A 16,352-nucleotide genomic window follows, 5' to 3' on the forward strand; every position below is an offset into this window, starting at 1 on the left:
ACCACCGGCTTCGACTCCATCCACTCCGCCGTCGACGACCACAGCCGCCTCGCCTACAGCCAGATCCACGCGGACGAGAAGGCCGCCACCTGCGCGGCCTTCCTCCGCAGGGCCGCACACTTCTTCTCCACCGCGGGCATCGACCGCGTCGAGCGGGTCCTGACCGACAACGCCTGGCCCTACCGCAAGAGCTTCGCCTGGCAACAAGCCCTTGCCGACCTCGGCGCGACCGGCAAACTCACCAGCCCCTACCGGCCACAAACGAACGGCAAGGTCGAACGCTTCAACCGCACCCTGCTCGACGAATGGGCCTACGTCCGGCCCTACACCACACGCCGAACGCACCGAAGCCCTGGCAGACTTCCTGCACACCTACAACCACCACCGCAGCCACACCGCACTCGCAGGCCAGCCACCGATCACCCGCGTGAACAACGCTCCAGGTCAATACACCTAGTCCCCGGAATGGCTGCACGCTATCGGCACGCGCAGACGCTGATGGCGCTCCCTGAAAACGGCCCCCCTGTACTCGGGGTGGCCCCCAGACCTGCTCAGTGGGTCTCCCCATCAGAACAGCGCCTGGGCTTCGGGCAGATCCAGTGTGGAGGGGGCAGCCCAAGAGTCGGCCACTTCCCAGAGCGGGCCGCCCGGGGCGCTGTCCCACGAACACCACCGCGCTGGGCGGCTCGGAGCTTGACGCCTGGCCGCTGGTGCTGACCAGTTGGCCTCGCCAGGTCCGCCGAGGTGGCCGCCACGTACTGGCCGAGCGGAGAACGCGCCTGTTGTTGCCCGCCGTTCGGCTCAAATGGTCAGTCGCTTCCTGGCACGGTGAGGGCTACACGAAGCAGGTCCAAGAAGGCTGTGGCTGCGGGGCTGGAGGGACCGTCCGTCCGCCAGGCCAGAGCGATGCGGCCCCGCAGCTGCGGCCCCGTGATCTCCAGGGTCCGCAGCCCGAGGGCTGACGCCACGTCGGTCGGCAGGGGCGGAACGACCGCCACGCCGAGACCGCGGACGGCGAGCTGTGCGAGGAACTGCGGTGCAGCTGCCTCGAAAGCAATGCGGGGCTGGAACCCGGCCTGTGCACAAGCACGGTCGAGTACCGCGCGCAGACCTGTGCCACGTGGCAGGCTGATCAGCGGGCGGTCACGGAGCTCGGCCAACGGAATGCTCGTGCGACCGACGTGCGTGAGCACAGGGTCGCCCGGGGCGACGGCGACGACAAGGGGTTCGTCGATCACGACCTGGAGCGAGATGCCCGGTGGGGGTTCTTCAGCCGTGAGTCCGATTAGGGCGATGTCGAGCTCCCCGCGATTCAGTGCGGCGAGCATCCGCTCCGATGTGTCCTCGGTCAGGCCGATTTCCACCTGGGGGTGGTCATCGTGGAAGCTCGCCAGAAGGGAAGCCAAGTCGAATTCGTGGGCGACGGCGCCCGAGACGAAGCCGATGTTGACATGGCCACGGAGCAGCCCGGTGAACTCCTCCACGGTCTGACGTACCGATTCGACCGCGGCGAGCGCAGCCCGCGCGTACGGCAGTACTGCCTCGCCCACCTCCGTCAGGGTCACCGATCCGCCGGAGCGGTCCAACAGCGGCTGTCCGAGTTCCCTTTCGAGCTGCCGGACCTGGGCGCTCACCCCGGGCTGCGCCAGGTGCAAGCGGGCGGCCGCACGGGTGAAGTTGGCTTCCTCCACCACAGTGACGAAGTACCGCAGCCGCCGAATGTCCATAACTGATCATTCTAGCTGCAAGAAATACAGAGTCTTGGACTTATGGCAGGGCTGCCGAGACCCTTGAGGCCATGGGGAACAAGACGCACCGCAGGCCGGCGACGGACATCAGAGCCGCGATCGCGGCTGAACGCCAGGAGCTGGCCGCCCTGCTGGACGGCCTGTCGGCCGAGGAATGGGACGCGCCGACCCTGTGCGCGGGCTGGCGGGTACGGGAAGTCGCGGCCCACATGACGATGGGGTTCCGGTACTCGCTCCCCAAAATGGCGCGGGAACTCGTCAGAGCGCGGGGCAACCTCCATCGGATGACCGATCGGTGCGCCCACAAGGACGCAGCCACCTATTCCACGCGTGAACTCGCCGCATTGCTTCGTGACAACGCCAGCCACCCCTGGAGGCCGCCGGTCGGCGGAATCGAGGCTGCCTTGGGCCACGACGTCATCCACGGGCTGGACATCACGGTCGCGCTGAACCTCGACCGCCGGGTTCCCGAAGACCGCTTGCGCATCCTCTTGGAGAGCATCAACGCCAGGACCCTCAAGTTCTTCGGAGCCGACCTGCGCGGCATCGAACTCCGTGCCACCGACCTCGGCTGGTCCTTCGGGACCGGAACGCCCCTGTCCGGCGCCGCACAGGATCTCCTCCTGCTCGCATACGGCCGGAAGCTCCCCCCGGGGCGCCTCCACGGCGAACTGAGAGATCGCTTCGTTGCTGTGCAGGCGGCGCCCCCGCGGAAACCTGACGACTGCCGGTGACCGTGATGCGCCACAGGCCTGGCTCTGGTCCTCCAGCACCACCGCCACCGCTCAGGACGTCGACCGGACGAAGCCTCATAAGCCCCCATGAACTGGAGCCAACGAACATGCGCATCCGACTCCTCCAAGGACTCGCCCTGCTTGCCACCGGCCTCCTCGCCGGCGCATTCGGTTACGGCGCGGCCAACCTCGTCCCCACCTTCAATGCCGTACCGCTCGACATGCGGCTGTCATTCCACGCCGAACTGATGAAGATGAACGGCATCACCATGCAGGCGGCAATGGCCGCGTCGACGCTGAGCTCCCTGACTCTCGCCACCCTGACACGCGGCCGCGCCCGGCTGATCGCAGGTACGGCAGGTCTGCTGACTCTCACGTCCTTCCTGATAACCCGGCTCGGTAATGTGCCGATCAACGGCCGAATCAAGGAATGGGCGCTCACCTCCGCCCCGGTCGATCATGCGGAGATCCTGCGGCGCTGGGAGCAGTTCAACAACCTGCGCACGCTCACCGCCCTCACCGCTTTCGCTCTGCTGATCATCCTCTCCCTGAGGCAACCACCGGCTGACCACACTGCTCCGCACAAGCAATTGCCAACCACCCCAGCCTGAACACGGTAAGGGGCCGGATCAGTGCAGGTCGCCTGTTGCAGAGGCTCTGCCCTCTCCATACCTGCTCCGCGCTCGCTCGGGCTCCTCAGTCTCTTGAACCCCGGAAGGAGTGTGGCGACGAGCAGGTCTGGCCGGCTTCACAGATCCCCATCAACGCGAGTCCGTCGAGCGAAAGGCCAAGGCGCGTGGGTGCCGCAAGAGACGCAATCACGGGATGGTGACATCCATGGCTGACATCAACGGCAGCGAACAGCAGCAGCCCCGAGCGGTCTGAGGTAGCCGCAATAGCGGCGGACCGACCGGGCGTTGAGACGGTCTGATCGAACTTCTCAAGCACTACAGAGCGCAGAAGCGTTGAACCGTCGTGCCCCGTGCGTGCCCGATCAGTCGGGCCCGAGCGGGGAACCATGGGGAACCGGAGCGATGCAGCCGTTCTGCCCCAGGTCAGAGTCCCCGCAGCTCAGCCGGGCGGTTACGCGATCTTCCAAACTGGGGCTCCAGGGCACACGCGGCGGCGCTTAACTTGGTCATTGAGTAATCCGATCTCCTGAACCGGTCTTCCTCATGGGGCCAGTCGGAGGAACTCGTTCCTGCCGTACGGGTACAGCCATGGGTTATGGCCACCGGCTTGGAGCGGTCGATCGCGATCAGCGCGTCCACCGCGGTCTTGCAGCGCGGGTGCTGTGTGGCGAAGGTGGCGATGCGGGCGCGCTAGGTGGGCAGCCAGGCAGCGACCACCTGGGGGTCGCCGTCGTACCACCACGTGAACTGATGGGCCCCCGCGACGCGGCACCGCGCACCGCGAGGGCCGCAGGCCCGCAACCCGCCGCGGTGCTACGGGTGTAGGAGGCGGTCAGCGTCGAGCCTCGTCAGGGCTGGTCGGCGTGGTGGGCCGGCGGGCGGGTTGGAACAGTTCGATGAGGTTGCCTGCCGGGTCGGCCAGCAGGATCTGGCGTCCTCCGGGACCGGCGACGACCTCACTGAGGAAGGAGAGACCGGCGCTGCGCAGCCGAGCGATCTCGGCATCGAGGTCGTCGTAGGTGAGGTGGATGCGATTGCCGCCCGCGACGGCAGCCTCCTTCGGGGTGGCCCGGGCGCCCGAGCTTGCAGGGCCCGACAGCAGCAGCCGCAGCCGGCCACGGACCACATCGGCGAAGGCAGGGGCGGCGCTGGAGTGCAGCGTGAACCCGAGGTGGGTGGTGTAGAAGTCGGTGGCGGCCTGCACGTCATCGACGAGGTAGCGGACGCTGACGTATTCGTCGTGAGTGGTCATGGCTCGAACCTCGCAACGGTCTCGGGGGTGTTCAGGACCGGCATCAGGTGCCTGATACGGGTGTCTATGTCTGCCGCCGCTTGCTGAAAGGCCGCGTAGCGGGCCTGGCCGGTGTCACCGGCCAGGCCCGGGTCGGCCATGCTCCAGTGAACCCGCCGCGGGCCGAACTCCGGGCAGACCTCGCGAGCCTTGTCGCACAAGGTGATCACGTGGTCGAAGCGGCGGCCGGCCAGGTCGTCCACGTGCTGGGTACGCCGACCGGAGAGGTCGATGCCGAACGACTCGCGCAGCACCCGGACGGCATGCGGGTGCACCTGCGGCTTGGGGCTGGTGCCGGCACTGGCCGCAGTTACGCGGCCGGCGGTGTGGTGGCGCAGCAGGGCTTCAGCGATCGGCGAGCGGGCGCTGTTGCCGGTGCAGACGAAGAGCACCGCAACACGGCGGGCTCGCGGCCGGGTGATCGGACGACGCGGCGGTGAGGGGTCCTGGCACAACGCCGGGTGCAGGGCGGCACCGCTGGCGGCCAGCGCCTCAGCGCAATGCTCCAAGTCCAGGCGGTAGTAGCTGTCCCGGCCATCGAAGCTGCTGCGCCTGGCCGTGACCAGACCGCCGTCGCGCAGCAGCCGCAGGTGATACGAGACCAGGTTCTGCGGCTCCCCGACACGTTCCACCAGTTCACGGACCCGATAGTCACCGTCGGCGAGTTCCGCCAGCAGCCGCCAGCGCAGCGGATGCGCGGCCAGCCGGACGAACTCGGGCGGCGCGACGGTCGCGTCCCAGGGGCGGGATCCCATATGTCGAGGATACATCAAGCCAGATTGATGTATCAATGTCAATTGATCAGATGCTGGCGTGCGCGGCGATCCGAAGCGCGCACCACAACCGCACCAGATCGAACGGGGAGTCACGGTGAAAGCAGCTCCACCCGATGAGGCCACGCCTCGGCCGTCCTAACAGGTCAGCGCCTAACAGCCCTCAAGTTCCGCAGCTTCCCAAGCCCAGGCCTCAGGCGAACGGCGAAATCCCCATGATTTCCAAGTGCGCGAGAATTGCCTCAAGGCATGCGTCGGCGGACGCCTCATCTGACCTGAAGAACGATTCCGCGCCCAAGACACCTCCGGAGACGATCACCATCCAGCGATGCCCCCGTGATCTCTCACCGTCAGCCTTGAAGACCACCGAGCACCCTCGCTCGGCTAGCCACCCCATCAGTTCCACAACGTCCACATCCGCCCCCTCCAGGTGGATCGTGCCAGCCACGGGGATGCGACATCGTCGGGCAGTCTCGGGGCCCTACGAGGGCGACCAGGCGGAGCGACTGCACTGAGCACGCCGCCGCAGCAGCGCAGTACCGCAACTGCAGCAGCCTCCCCCGCCCGGTAGCGTCCCTGTGCGGCCTCGAAGCGATCTGTATGAACGTCGCTGACCGATCCGGCTAGAGCTACGGATCAAGAAGGTAGCTGTGCCCTTCCCGTGCCCGTTCGGCCGGGAAACAGCGGGGAACGGCGGTCGCTGGCGGACAACGCTCATGAGAACGGCCCTCGACTGAGTTATCTGCTCAAGGGCCGTTCACCTGCGGTGGGTGTGGGATTTGAACCCACGGTGACATCGCTGCCCCGACGGTTTTCAAGATCGTTCAAGGCTGGACTGGTTGAAAGTCTGCTGACCTGCGGCCGTGCTGCTACCCACCACCGACTGGAAGACCGATCATGAGGTCATGGTGTCAAGCATCGTCGTCCAGTACACCGAGCTACTACGGACCAGTTCGTATGACCTTTGGATTCGCTTGCGGGAGCTACTGAAGGTCCAAGGGCTTGACCCCAATGAAACGGTCATGGTCGAGCTCTTGCAGGGAGGCCCCGATCACGAAGACGGCCAAGTCGTCTCTGACCAGGGCAGGGTCTACACGTTCAGACTGTTCTACGACCAAGCGGCAGAGCACGGTGCCCTCAGCGCTGAGCTCCGAAACTGGACCGACATCACGGAATCGTGGCGGTCCGGGTTGCTAGCTACTCGGACTGCAGAGGCCTTCACATGGAAGTCCTGCGGTACGGGCTGACACAGCCCGAGCAGCGTAGCCGTCTCAGTTTCCGTCTCATTCACCCACGGCCATGGGCGTTCGCAGGCGTCCAGAGCGCCTCGCCGAGTGCTTCGGCAGCCCGGAGAGTACGCAGGTGAACGGCGATGACATGCTGGCGCCGCCTGGACCGGTGGCAGAGGGCGGGAGTCTTCGACCGGCTGCACCGGGTCCTGCTCGCGGAACTGAACGCGGCCGGCGAACTCGACTGGTCACGTGCGTGCGTGGACGGCTCCCACATCCGCGCGAAAAAGGGGGCGCCGACACCGGTCCGTCGCCGGTCGACCGGCGGAAAACGGGCAGCAAACACCACCTGATCTGCGACGGACGCGGCACCCCGCTCAAAGTCATCACAACCGCGGCCAACGTCAACGACGTGACCCAGACCCTCGCCCTGGTCGACGGGATCCCGTCGATCGCGGGCCGCCCCGGCCGACCCCGCCGCAGGCCCGAAGCCTTGCTCGGCGACAAGGGCTACGACTCCAACGCCCACCGCGACGAGCTGCTTCGCCGAAGGATCCTGCCGGTCATCTCCGGCAAGGGGTCACCGAACATCAAGGGCATCGGCAAGCTCCGCTACGTGGTGGAGCAGACTTTCGCCCTGCTCCACCACTTCAAACGCCTCGCCGTCCGATGGGAGTTCCGCACCGAACTCCACGACGCCTTCGTCTCTCTCGCCTGCAGCCTCATCTGCTGGCGACGCCTTCGGAAGCCCAGGAACGACTGACCGGTGTCAGGGCAGGTCACAGCTCCAGCGGGCTGCTTCAGAACATTGGTACTCTCCGCGTCTACGGCGACGCGGGGGAGATGATCGTGGGAGCAGAGCCGTCGAGTCCTCCGAGCCGCTGGTTCAGAGGTACTGGCAGGGGTGTCCTCTTCGGTGGGCTGACCGCGGTGGTGTCCACTGCTGCGATTGGGAGGGCATGGGCTGCTTGTGACATCGGTAGCACCGCAGCTGCCAACGGCATGACTTTGCTGTTTCTTGCGCCTCTCATATGGATCGCGGCTGCGGTTCCGTGGGTGATCCTGCACAGCGCCCTCGGAAGACGTCATCGCAGGACAGCCCTGACTGCAGGGCTCATCTTCACCTTGTGGTTCACCTGGTTCCTTGTCACATGGCTCGGCATGCCGGACTCCTACCCCGCCCCGTTCTGCCCGGGCAACGTCCCACCCTGGTGGCCGCGCTTCATCCCGGCATGACTCCGGCGAAGCCTGTGAACGACCTTGGCACCGGCAGCGGCAACTTACTCAACAGCGCCCCCGACCAGCCGCTGCATGCCAGCAAGATCGTGTTACAAGTTCTAAGGCGGTGGTCAGATCGCTCTGACGTGCAGTCAAGGCGCCCCAGTAACCCAGCCCGGTAGGTCACTTGAGTCATTGAGACTCCACCGACCTTGATCTTCTTCTGCTCGCTGAGGCAGTTTTCTGCTAGGAAGCAGTCATGGAAGCTGCACTCGTCGGACTTGCGGGCACAACGGTGGGGGCTGTCACCGGCTTTGCGGGCGCATGGCTTGCTCAGCGCGGACAGGTACGTATCCAGCAAGAGCAACGAGCACATGCAGAACAGGTGCGCTGGCTGGATGACAAGAAGGGCCTGTACAGGGACCTCTTGATCAGGCTCTACGGCTGGCATGACTCTCTTGCCTCCATCATGAAGGACGAGGATGACGGGAAGCTGTTCGACAATCGGTCCGCCGCTTACAAGTGGATCGTCGAGGCGTCCCTGATATCTGGCGACGAGGTTCGTTCCGCTGTGAGTGAGGTGCACAGTGCCCTGCTTCGGGTCCAGCCCGTGATCTTCGAGGGCACCCCAACGACGGACGAATGGCCGCTCCAGGGCGTGGAGGATGGTCTTTCAGCACTGGAAGACGCGCTACGGGCCGAACTGGCCATGCCAGGGCGCGTGGGTTCGCGGCCCCGGCCGGGCCGCCGTTGACGAACGAGGACGTGCCACAACCGCGCCGGATCGGCGTTGAGTCGCCTGTGATTCCCAAGCTCAGAGCGCGCGTGAATCACCAGGGCTCCGACGTGTCGCCGTCGGCGGTGAGGCCGTATCGCAACAGGTTCTCCCAATCGGGGTCCCACCGCCTGCGCAGCTCCGCCAGCCGGGTCAGCGCTTCGCCGTATCCCGCATCAGCAGCGGCACGGTAAAGACGGTCGGCGTCCTGGAACTTTCCTCTTCCGGCGCGCAGTTGGGCGAGAGCGGAGAACGCCTCCACGTCACCGGCATGCGCCGCCCTCCGGGCGAACTCGTCCGCCGCCTCGTGGTCCTCGGCCTCTTCCTTCAGACGGGCCAGCTCCCCCAGCACCCGGGTCTCCCCCTGGTCGGCCGCGAGGCGGTACAGACGCTCCGCGTCCTGAGTCCTTCCGGCCACCTCCCGTAGTTGGGCCAGTTCGGCCAGCACCCGACTGCCTCCTGCCGAGGCCAGGCGTTCGGCCCCTTCACAGTCGCCGCTCGCCTCTCTACGTAGAACGAACTCATTGAGCGCGAGGCTGTGGCCGGCAAGAGCCGCACGGAGCACGAGATGTTCGGCGCCCTTCTTGTCCCCGGCCTCTTCACGCAACCGGGCGAGCAGTACGAGCGCTCCTGTGTTGCCCGCACGCTGAGCGGTGTCCGCCAGGCGCTCGGCACCGTGGCGGTCACGAGTCTTCTCCCGCAGCCACACCAACTCGAGCAGGGCGAAGGTACTGCCCGCATCAGCGGCGCTGCAGGCCATGCGTTCAGCCTCCTCGCCGGCCCCCGCCTCCTCCCGCAGCAGAGCCAGGGCGGCCAGCGCATCGGTGCTGCCCTTATCGGCCGCGGCACGGTACAGACGCAGCGCTCCCTCCGCGTCGCCCGCCTTCTCCCGCAGGCGAGCCAGCTCGGTCAGGGCAATCGTGCTGCCCTGGTGCACAGCCGAACGAAGCAGTCGTTCCGCCCCGTTGCTGTCTCCCGCCCTCCTCCGCAGGCGAGCCCGCTCGGTCAGGGCGAACCTGCTGCCTGAACCGGCAGCGAGGTCCAGAAGGCGTTCCGCACTCTCGCTGTCGCCGGCCCGCTGCCTCATCCGGGCCAGCCTGACCGCCGGGCGGACCTTGCCCCGCGCCACGGCAGCCTGCACCAGGCGCTCGGCACCCTCACCGTCGCCGGACTTCTCCCGCATGCGCACCAGTTCCGACAGGGCGTACGTACTGCCCGCTCGAGTCAGAGCCGTGAAGGCAAGTTCCTCCGCTCCTTCTTGGTTTCCCGCACCTTCCCTGGACCGGGCCAGCTCAGCGAACGTCTTGATCTCCCCTATGGCAGCGGCGGCGCGCATCAGGCGCTCCGCACTCTCCTCGTCGCCGGACTCCTGCCGCAGCCGAGCCAGCCGCGTCAGGGGGGTGGTGTCGCCCTGGTTGGCGGCCGCGTTGGCCAATTCCTCGGCTTCCCCCACCTCCCCTGTGATCTCCCGCAGCCGGACGAGCTCCCATCGCGCCTGGCGATCGGCCTTCAAGGCGGCCTCGTAGAGCTCCTTTGCCTTGGCGATGTCTCCCGCGCCTTCGCGGAGCCGGGCCAGGTCGGGCTGCACGTCGGTGTTCCCGTCCTCGAGAGCCACCTCGTAGAGACCCACGGCAGCACGCAGCCGCCCCCGGACCTCCGCCGCCTGCGCCAGCGTGGCGCGGTCCTCGTTGCCGTGGCAGTGACGGGCGGCTGCCTCCCAGAAGGAGGCCCCCGGGCACAGCAGCCGACGCTCCACGCGGCCCTGCTGTTCCAGATAGTCGGCGAGCCGGTACGCCGTCCCGCCGACATCGTTGCTCCTGCGGGGAATCCGTGTCAGCGGCCCCGGAACCCCGTGGCACGGCGTCGCGCAGTACGCCAGAGCCTCATCCAACCAGTCGTCTCCGAGGCAGCCGAGTTCATGGTCCGTGAGGTAGCCCTCGGCAGCCTCGGCGAGGAGCGCATGGGGCATCGCGGGGCCATGTCCGAGTCGTCGGTAGTCCATGGCCGCATGGATCAGCGCCGCCGCGCCGGGGGGCGCGCAACGATAGCGGGTCATGAGCCTCGGGACGCCGGCGAGGAACTGTGTGATCTCCCCATCGGTGGCGCCGGCCAGGGCACTTGCCAGTCGTGGGTCGCCGCCCGCCTCCCGACGTGCCTGGCACATGTCGCTGTCGGTGAACGCCTTGGGCACCAGGATGTACCGGCCGACCCCTGTGAGGAGTTTGCGCTGCTGTTCGAACCGGTCGTCGAAGCCCGTGGCGGAGGGAACCGTCAGAGGGTCCCAGAATCGCGGCCAGATGGTGGCGAGGACCAGCAGAGGGCTGCGCCGTCGGTCACCGAGAGCCGTGCGCAGTCCAGCGGTGATGCGTTCGGCGGCCTTCGCGTCCGGGGCGAGGAGGTAGTGCTGCGCTTCATTGAGCCAGATCACGGTTCGTGGGCCGGCTTCCGCGATGTGAACAAGCGCGGCATCGGGGCGCGTCGGATCGTAGGGGTGCCACACACGCCATCCTTCAGGGAGTCGGCGTAACGCCTCCCAGCAGGCCCGGGTCTTCCCCGTCGAGGACTCCCCGACCAACGTGACAAGGAGGCTCTCGCCACCTGCCGCCCGGTCCACGACCTCGCTCAGCGCGAAATCGTGATCCCGCTCGACGTAGCGGGGCAGCGTGGGCAGCGACTCCTGACCGGGCACGGTGATGGCCCGGTGTACCTCCAGGGCGAACGGATCGAGGTCCTTCACCGGGGTGCCCAGAGGCTGTGCGAGCCGGGCGGCGACCCACATGCTCTTGACCCGGATCTCCACCTCGCTTGCGTCCCTGCCCGCCTCGCGTGCCAGCAGCACGGCAACGGAGACGACGTCTTCCTGTCCCGCCAGCAGTTCCTCTGAGCCGATGATCCGGTGGACCGTCGCCTTCGAAGGGCTGCCGCGGAACGTGTCGTCGTTCTCGATCTCACTCGCTATGTGCTGCACGGGCGGTGTCCCGGCCTCCACATAGAGCTGGTACACGTAGTCCTTCAAGTCACGCAGCGCCGCCGGGGTCACGGCCCGGGGCTGCGGGATGCACCGCTGGCTGCCCTGCCGCGGACTACTCCTGTGACCGGTCATCGAAGCATCCTTGCGTATCGGAACCGACGCCACACACAAGGTGACGGATTGCCAAGGGCGCAGGGCATTCGTCGTCCGCGCCTTCGTTGCTGTACCGGAGCGGGGGGCGCGTCACGGCGTGTGCCAAGGCGTTTCGAGTTCGCCTGCTCACGGCAGGAGCATCCTCAAGGCCTCGCTGGTGGCCGCTCCCGCGATGGCGGAAACGAGGCTGCCCAGGATGATTCCCATCAGGGTCAGTCGCTCGCGACGGCTCAGTGGTCGTCGGGGCATGCCAGGTCTCCCGTCTCGGTGCGTTCGACCGGCAGGTGGCCGGCCTGACACACCCACACTCCCGGACGGGAAAGCGCCGTGGACGAGTTGAGACGAGGCAGCGGCAGCCCGTCCCGTTCGCCCAGGTGAGGCGTGTGGGCGCGGGGCCGTCCCCGATGAAGGCGAGACGAGTCGCGCGGCAGGACCGGGTGAAGCGAACCGCGGGGGCGGCACACACGCGCCGCGGGACAATCGGACGTCCTGCGCCGGTACTTCCCCGGGGGGGCGTACGGATCACCCGCGAGGGACGCAATCCGCGGCCTTCGAGACGTACGCCGTCGCCGACCTGCGCGCGAGCGTCGGACGGTTCCCCGGCGATCCGTGCCTGCTCGGGCTCGTCGACGAACTGCGTTCGGTCAGCCCGCGTTTCGCGGAACTGTGGGCGCGCACTGACGTCGCCGCGAGCACCTCGCAGATCAAGACGGTTGAGCATCCCGAGGCCGGGCGGCTGACGCTCGACTGCGATGTGCTGGAGGCCGCGGGTTCGACGCCGCGCCTGGTCGTCTACACCGCCGCGCCGGGCACACCCGACCACCAGGCCCTGGAGCTGCTCGCCGCCGTGGGCTCGCAGACGTTCGGGTGACGCGCGTGCCCGACGATGCACGCCGGCACTTCTGCAATACCCGTCGTGCCTTCCCCCTCGCATCCGCGCATAAAACCCCTCCGGAAAATGCATGGACCCCGGAACTGGAGGTTCCGGGGTCCTGGCCAACCCTATTGGTATTTAGATGCACCGGTGGGTCGAGTAATACTCCCGGCCATAACACCTTGTCGCAAAAGCCGCTGTCAGATGCCGGCGGTCTGCACCGTGACGAGGCTGGAGAGCTGCGAAACGGGCAGGGCGGGAGCGAGGGACTGGGCAGTCCCGACGACGTCGCCGACGCTCACGGAGGCGCCGCGGCCGGCAACATCGGCACCGGCGCTGGCGATACCACCGGAAATGTTGTCCAGCTCGCTGTCGGAAATCTCGCCGGTCTCGACCTGAGGGGTGAAGTCCTTACGCATGACTTTCCCTTCCTTTCAATGCTCTGGGGTTCCTGAAGTGGCGCCGGCCGGGTTTACGGCAAAGCAAAGGCCGGGTGAACGGTCGCCTGGCGCCCGAAACCGGGCACCGATAATCAGACTTCCGCACCCCGCAGATGCAATCACGCCAACGGACCGCCCGGCAACTTACTGTCCGGTCTTTTCCGGGTACACACTTCGTCACCACAACATGCCCCTGAAGTGCAGTTTCGAACGCCAGTCGGTGACGAACCCCATCGCATGGAATCTACTGGTCAACACTCACGGAAAAGCCCTGGACACGACCCCGGCTGGGTATATCTGCATTTACGGTTCGACGGATACCCAGTGAGGCGAGATGGCGCGAGATGTCCGAATCTTCTGCTTATCGATGTACAGGTGAACCGAAAACGGCATTTAGCCGTGAGGCCCCCCTGGGACATATGCCGCCCCACTCCCGTGGACAGCAAAGAGAAAATGACTCTGCCACGCGGAAAACGCCCGACGGTGCGCTGTCGCAAAAGAAGGAATTTCGGCAGGCTTCCGGCACCGGTTTCTACCGGAGTACGTGCCTGATCGGGTGTGACATGCCGCCTTTGGCGCAATGGGCGCATTGGGCCGGTTTGGCGGTGTCAGGCTGTAGACAGCCGCCAGTAGGCCCCCGACCAGCGGGACGAAGGGATACAGGCAAAGACGATGGAGGGTGAGCGAGAGCCGAGCAAGATCGAGGTGGACCGATCCGAGGGATTCGGTGAGCGGTTGCTGGGTGTGCTGCTGGACCGGGCTCACGAGATGCCGCCACAGCTGATCGCCCCGCTCGTCGCCGAAGAGGTGGCCAGGATCGGTGGCCGGGACCTCTCCATCCTCCTGCAGGACTACGAGCAAATGCTCCTGGTGCCGCTGCCGGGCCGACGGCTGACGGTCGGTGACCCCGAACCGATCGAGGACTCCCCCGCCGGCACGGCATTCCTGAACCGCACAACCGTCGAGGTGCCACAGGACGGCAATGTGCGGATGTATCTGCCGCTGCTGGACGGCAGTGCCCAGATCGGGGTCATGGTCGTCACCCTGGACAGCGTCGACGACGACGACCGGCGGCTGCTGCGCAGACTCGCCGGTCTGGTCGCCGACATGATCGTCACCAAGGACGCCTACACGGACGAGTTCTTCCAGGCCCGCCGCCGCGCCCCGATGAACGTGGCCGCCGAGATCCAGTGGTCACTGCTGCCCCCGCTGTCGATGACCGTCCCACAGGTCGAGGTGGCCGGAATTCTGGAACCCGCCTACGACGTGGCCGGCGACAGCTTCGACTACGCCCTCAACGGCGACATCCTGCACGTGGCCATGATCGACGCGATGGGCCACTCTCTGGGCGCCGCGACCATGGCGACCGTCGCCATCGGTGCCTATCGCCACACCCGACGCGCCAACACCGATCTGTCCCAGGTGTACGAGTTCATGGACAGAGCCATCAACGAGCAGTTCGGGCCGGACCACTTCGTCACCGCGCAGATGATGTGCCTGAACATCGCCACGGGCCATCTGCAATGGGTCAACGCCGGCCACCCGGCCCCACTGCTGATCCGCGACCGCGCCGTGGTGGACCGGCTGGAGAGCCCGACCACGTTGCCGGTCGGCTTCGGCGGTGAGCGGCCGCAAGTCAGCGAGCGGATGCTGGAACTCGGGGACCGGGTGCTGTGCTTCACCGACGGCCTGGTCGAGGAGCACCAAGCCGGCGGGGAACAGTTCGGTGAGGAACAGCTCATCGAGTTCACCAACCGCGTCGTCCGTGACCACGGTCCGGTGCGGACGGTAGTGCGCGCGCTGTCCCACGCGCTGAAACTGGAACGAGGCGGCATCACCACCGACGACGCGACCATCCTCATCATCGAATGGCGCGGCGGCGACGCCGATCATCTCGCCATCCTCGATTGAGCGGCTACGGCAGGACAAATACGGAAATGATGCACTAGGGGCAGTAGGCTTGACTCTGGGTTGGTGCACTCTCACGTGCAACCGCCCGGAAGGGCGGCCCCGGCGTGTATACGCCGGGGCCGTTGTTCGGGCCGACACCACGGCAGACGCCGTACTCGCCTTCGGGGCAAGCTCGGAGGGACATCCGACCGGTGCACGCTCAGGAAGGAGAGTGCATGATCCAGGCAGCCGACATCCGCGAGTGGCGCAATCACGATGTCGTCGACCCGAAGGGGCACAAGATCGGCGTGCTCGAAGCGATCTACGTGGACACCACCACCGACGAACCGGCCATGGCCACCGTCCGGGCCGGGCTACTCAGCCGCCAGCGTCTGGTCTTCGTACCCCTCGACGAGGCAATCCTCGGGCCCGGCTACATCAGGGTCGCCTACGCCAAGGGGCTGGTGAGGAAGGCCCCTTCGATCGGCACGGACGACGTACTGCCCGCCGAGCAGGAGGAGTCGATCTTCAAGCACTACGGCCTGCCCTACCGGCAGGGCGCCAACGGCGAACGGCAACTCGCGCGGCGCTGACCGCCCGTGCTCAGTACAACCAGCACAGCTCAGCTCAGCACAGAGGAGGTGTTCGGGTGATGGTGCTCTTCCTGCTTCTCGTCCTGGTGGCCGTCGTACTGGGAATCATCGGTGTGGCAGCAGAGGGCCTGGGCTATCTGTTGATCATCGGCATCGTGCTCCTGGTGGCCGATGTGGCGTTCACTGCCGTGCGGTGGTCCCGGCGCGCCGGGCGGCGTCCCATCCGCTGACGGGCTGCCGCAAGATCCCGCCACACGCCGACGCCTCCGCCGCCCGCGCGGCACCAGCCGGGCCCGGCCGCACCCGAGAGCCCGCCATGATCAAGGGTTATGGCCGCGGTAGAAAGCAAGTCTTGGGCGTATGGCGGGGTGCGGCCCAGAGTCGTGGCATCAGGCCGTACGCAGCGGAGAGCGGCGGCCGCACCGCAGCGGCGGCGGCCGGCTCGCCTGACGCTCATACCGACGCTCATAGGGGAGGCCCGGACCGCATCGCGGTCCGGGCCTCCCCCTGCCGACGGGGGCCCGCCGGCAGAGGTCCGTGCCTACTCCACGCGCGGGGAACTCGCGTGCCGGTCCGCGCACAGCGCCCAGATCACGAAGACGCCGATCGCGATGCCGATGAGCCCCCAGAGAGGCAGGTACGGCAGCCAGATGAAGTTCATGATGATGATGAGGCCCGCCAGCGCCACACCCACTGCGCGGGCCCAGCCCGCGTTCCTGAGGATGCCAACGCCGGTGACGGCCGCGATCGCGCCGATGATCAGGTGGATCCAGCCCCAGGCGGTCAGGTCCCACTCGAAGACGTAGCTGCCGATACGCCTGTAGACGTCGTCCGCGGCTATGCCCGCGATGCCGTTGAGGATGCCGAGGATGCCGTCCACGAGGAGCAGGACTCCGGCGAACATGGTGCCGCCGGCCGCCCATGCCTGGCCGGGAGCGGGCGCGGGGGACCGGGTGGTGCCGGACGAGGTCGATGCCTGCTGTGCCATGAGAGCTCCTTGGTCGGGATGACTCCGAGCGTGAGCGGGAGCC

At 67.0% G+C, this 16,352-nt stretch carries 17 protein-coding genes and 2 pseudogenes; 11 read left to right on the forward strand and 8 right to left on the reverse strand.

Annotated elements, in window-relative coordinates:
- Positions 1 to 6: 6 nt before the first annotated feature.
- A pseudogene (locus tag ACH492_RS34690) lies at positions 7 to 457 on the forward strand (integrase core domain-containing protein); the annotation flags it as partial.
- Positions 458 to 809: 352 nt separating this feature from the next.
- Here ACH492_RS34690 and ACH492_RS34695 read toward each other — a convergent pair.
- Entirely contained in the window at positions 810 to 1,727 is a 918-nt protein-coding gene (locus tag ACH492_RS34695) for a LysR family transcriptional regulator (protein WP_398992571.1), read from the reverse strand.
- 71 nt (positions 1,728 to 1,798) lie between these two features.
- On the opposite strand from ACH492_RS34695, the gene ACH492_RS34700 reads away from it, so the two are divergent.
- Together ACH492_RS34700 and ACH492_RS34705 are read left to right on the forward strand one after the other, a co-directional pair.
- Entirely contained in the window at positions 1,799 to 2,482 is a 684-nt protein-coding gene (locus tag ACH492_RS34700) for a maleylpyruvate isomerase family mycothiol-dependent enzyme (protein ID WP_398992573.1), read from the forward strand.
- A 107-nt stretch (positions 2,483 to 2,589) separates the two neighbouring features.
- A complete protein-coding gene (locus tag ACH492_RS34705) occupies positions 2,590 to 3,093 on the forward strand; it encodes an anthrone oxygenase family protein (RefSeq protein WP_398992575.1) in 504 nt (167 codons plus the stop codon).
- A gap of 853 nt (positions 3,094 to 3,946) precedes the next feature.
- Here the strand turns inward: ACH492_RS34705 and ACH492_RS34710 are convergent.
- The 3 genes from ACH492_RS34710 to ACH492_RS34720 all read right to left on the reverse strand — a co-directional run bounded on the left by ACH492_RS34710 (position 3,947) and on the right by ACH492_RS34720 (position 5,626).
- A complete protein-coding gene (locus tag ACH492_RS34710) occupies positions 3,947 to 4,366 on the reverse strand; it encodes a VOC family protein (RefSeq protein ID WP_398992577.1) in 420 nt (139 codons plus the stop codon).
- Positions 4,363 to 5,160, reverse strand: a complete 798-nt coding sequence (locus tag ACH492_RS34715; RefSeq protein ID WP_398992579.1) for a metalloregulator ArsR/SmtB family transcription factor — start codon at positions 5,158 to 5,160, stop codon at positions 4,363 to 4,365. Before ACH492_RS34715 ends, ACH492_RS34710 begins: the two co-directional genes overlap by 4 nt.
- Before the next feature lie 211 nt (positions 5,161 to 5,371).
- A complete protein-coding gene (locus tag ACH492_RS34720; protein ID WP_398992581.1) occupies positions 5,372 to 5,626 on the reverse strand; it encodes a hypothetical protein in 255 nt (84 codons plus the stop codon).
- A 415-nt stretch (positions 5,627 to 6,041) separates the two neighbouring features.
- Here ACH492_RS34720 and ACH492_RS34725 point away from each other — a divergent pair, with 415 nt between their 5' ends.
- The 4 genes from ACH492_RS34725 (at position 6,042) to ACH492_RS34740 (ending at position 8,379) form a co-directional block, all read left to right on the forward strand.
- A complete protein-coding gene (locus ACH492_RS34725) occupies positions 6,042 to 6,425 on the forward strand; it encodes a hypothetical protein (protein WP_398992583.1) in 384 nt (127 codons plus the stop codon).
- A gap of 125 nt (positions 6,426 to 6,550) precedes the next feature.
- Positions 6,551 to 6,760: a hypothetical protein gene (locus ACH492_RS34730; RefSeq protein ID WP_398992632.1), complete on the forward strand. Its 210-nt coding sequence runs from the start codon at positions 6,551 to 6,553 to the stop codon at positions 6,758 to 6,760.
- Positions 6,664 to 7,170 carry an IS5 family transposase gene (locus ACH492_RS34735; RefSeq protein ID WP_398992585.1) on the forward strand — a complete coding sequence of 169 codons (507 nt, stop codon included), beginning with the start codon at positions 6,664 to 6,666 and terminating at the stop codon, positions 7,168 to 7,170. The genes ACH492_RS34730 and ACH492_RS34735 overlap by 97 nt, the downstream gene beginning before the upstream one ends.
- Positions 7,171 to 7,884: 714 nt before the next feature.
- Complete coding sequence (locus tag ACH492_RS34740) at positions 7,885 to 8,379, forward strand: hypothetical protein (RefSeq protein WP_398992587.1); 495 nt, start codon at positions 7,885 to 7,887, stop codon at positions 8,377 to 8,379.
- A 76-nt stretch (positions 8,380 to 8,455) separates the two neighbouring features.
- Here the strand turns inward: ACH492_RS34740 and ACH492_RS34745 are convergent, their stop codons facing one another.
- Both ACH492_RS34745 and ACH492_RS34750 read right to left on the reverse strand, forming a co-directional pair.
- Positions 8,456 to 11,503, reverse strand: a complete 3,048-nt coding sequence (locus ACH492_RS34745) for a hypothetical protein (RefSeq protein WP_398992589.1) — start codon at positions 11,501 to 11,503, stop codon at positions 8,456 to 8,458.
- A gap of 147 nt (positions 11,504 to 11,650) precedes the next feature.
- Positions 11,651 to 11,773 (reverse strand): hypothetical protein, encoded by a 123-nt coding sequence (locus ACH492_RS34750; RefSeq protein WP_307662467.1) that lies wholly within the window; start codon positions 11,771 to 11,773, stop codon positions 11,651 to 11,653.
- 235 nt (positions 11,774 to 12,008) lie between these two features.
- Between ACH492_RS34750 and ACH492_RS34755 the strand changes: the two are divergent.
- Positions 12,009 to 12,395: pseudogene (locus ACH492_RS34755) on the forward strand (transcriptional regulator); the annotation flags it as partial.
- 203 nt (positions 12,396 to 12,598) lie between these two features.
- Here the strand turns inward: ACH492_RS34755 and ACH492_RS34760 are convergent.
- Complete coding sequence (locus ACH492_RS34760; RefSeq protein ID WP_398992591.1) at positions 12,599 to 12,817, reverse strand: hypothetical protein; 219 nt, start codon at positions 12,815 to 12,817, stop codon at positions 12,599 to 12,601.
- A 693-nt stretch (positions 12,818 to 13,510) separates the two neighbouring features.
- Between ACH492_RS34760 and ACH492_RS34765 the strand changes: the two genes are divergently transcribed.
- The 3 genes from ACH492_RS34765 (at position 13,511) to ACH492_RS34775 (ending at position 15,551) form a co-directional block, all read left to right on the forward strand.
- Positions 13,511 to 14,749: a PP2C family protein-serine/threonine phosphatase gene (locus tag ACH492_RS34765; RefSeq protein ID WP_398992593.1), complete on the forward strand. Its 1,239-nt coding sequence runs from the start codon at positions 13,511 to 13,513 to the stop codon at positions 14,747 to 14,749.
- Positions 14,750 to 14,964: 215 nt separating this feature from the next.
- Positions 14,965 to 15,321 (forward strand): PRC-barrel domain-containing protein, encoded by a 357-nt coding sequence (locus ACH492_RS34770; RefSeq protein ID WP_398992595.1) that lies wholly within the window; start codon positions 14,965 to 14,967, stop codon positions 15,319 to 15,321.
- 56 nt (positions 15,322 to 15,377) lie between these two features.
- Entirely contained in the window at positions 15,378 to 15,551 is a 174-nt protein-coding gene (locus tag ACH492_RS34775; RefSeq protein WP_398992634.1) for a hypothetical protein, read from the forward strand.
- A 311-nt stretch (positions 15,552 to 15,862) separates the two neighbouring features.
- Here the strand turns inward: ACH492_RS34775 and ACH492_RS34780 are convergent, their stop codons facing one another.
- Positions 15,863 to 16,309 (reverse strand): hypothetical protein, encoded by a 447-nt coding sequence (locus ACH492_RS34780; protein WP_398992597.1) that lies wholly within the window; start codon positions 16,307 to 16,309, stop codon positions 15,863 to 15,865.
- Positions 16,310 to 16,352 lie beyond the last annotated feature (43 nt).

Source organism: Streptomyces sp. NPDC019443, from assembly GCF_044389785.1.
Classification (GTDB): Bacteria; Actinomycetota; Actinomycetes; order Streptomycetales; family Streptomycetaceae; genus Streptomyces.

Bases quoted from the DNA above. Each gene is read 5' to 3' on its own strand.
- ACH492_RS34695 (WP_398992571.1), bottom strand. From the start codon at position 1,727: ATGGACATTCGGCGGCTGCGGTACTTCGTCACTGTGGTGGAGGAAGCC.
- ACH492_RS34700 (WP_398992573.1), top strand. From the start codon at position 1,799: ATGGGGAACAAGACGCACCGCAGGCCGGCGACGGACATCAGAGCCGCG.
- ACH492_RS34705 (WP_398992575.1), top strand. From the start codon at position 2,590: ATGCGCATCCGACTCCTCCAAGGACTCGCCCTGCTTGCCACCGGCCTC.
- ACH492_RS34710 (WP_398992577.1), bottom strand. From the start codon at position 4,366: ATGACCACTCACGACGAATACGTCAGCGTCCGCTACCTCGTCGATGAC.
- ACH492_RS34715 (WP_398992579.1), bottom strand. From the start codon at position 5,160: ATGGGATCCCGCCCCTGGGACGCGACCGTCGCGCCGCCCGAGTTCGTC.
- ACH492_RS34730 (WP_398992632.1), top strand. From the start codon at position 6,551: ATGACATGCTGGCGCCGCCTGGACCGGTGGCAGAGGGCGGGAGTCTTC.
- ACH492_RS34740 (WP_398992587.1), top strand. From the start codon at position 7,885: ATGGAAGCTGCACTCGTCGGACTTGCGGGCACAACGGTGGGGGCTGTC.
- ACH492_RS34745 (WP_398992589.1), bottom strand. From the start codon at position 11,503: ATGACCGGTCACAGGAGTAGTCCGCGGCAGGGCAGCCAGCGGTGCATC.
- ACH492_RS34750 (WP_307662467.1), bottom strand. From the start codon at position 11,773: ATGCCCCGACGACCACTGAGCCGTCGCGAGCGACTGACCCTGATGGGA.
- ACH492_RS34760 (WP_398992591.1), bottom strand. From the start codon at position 12,817: ATGCGTAAGGACTTCACCCCTCAGGTCGAGACCGGCGAGATTTCCGAC.
- ACH492_RS34765 (WP_398992593.1), top strand. From the start codon at position 13,511: ATGGAGGGTGAGCGAGAGCCGAGCAAGATCGAGGTGGACCGATCCGAG.
- ACH492_RS34770 (WP_398992595.1), top strand. From the start codon at position 14,965: ATGATCCAGGCAGCCGACATCCGCGAGTGGCGCAATCACGATGTCGTC.
- ACH492_RS34780 (WP_398992597.1), bottom strand. From the start codon at position 16,309: ATGGCACAGCAGGCATCGACCTCGTCCGGCACCACCCGGTCCCCCGCG.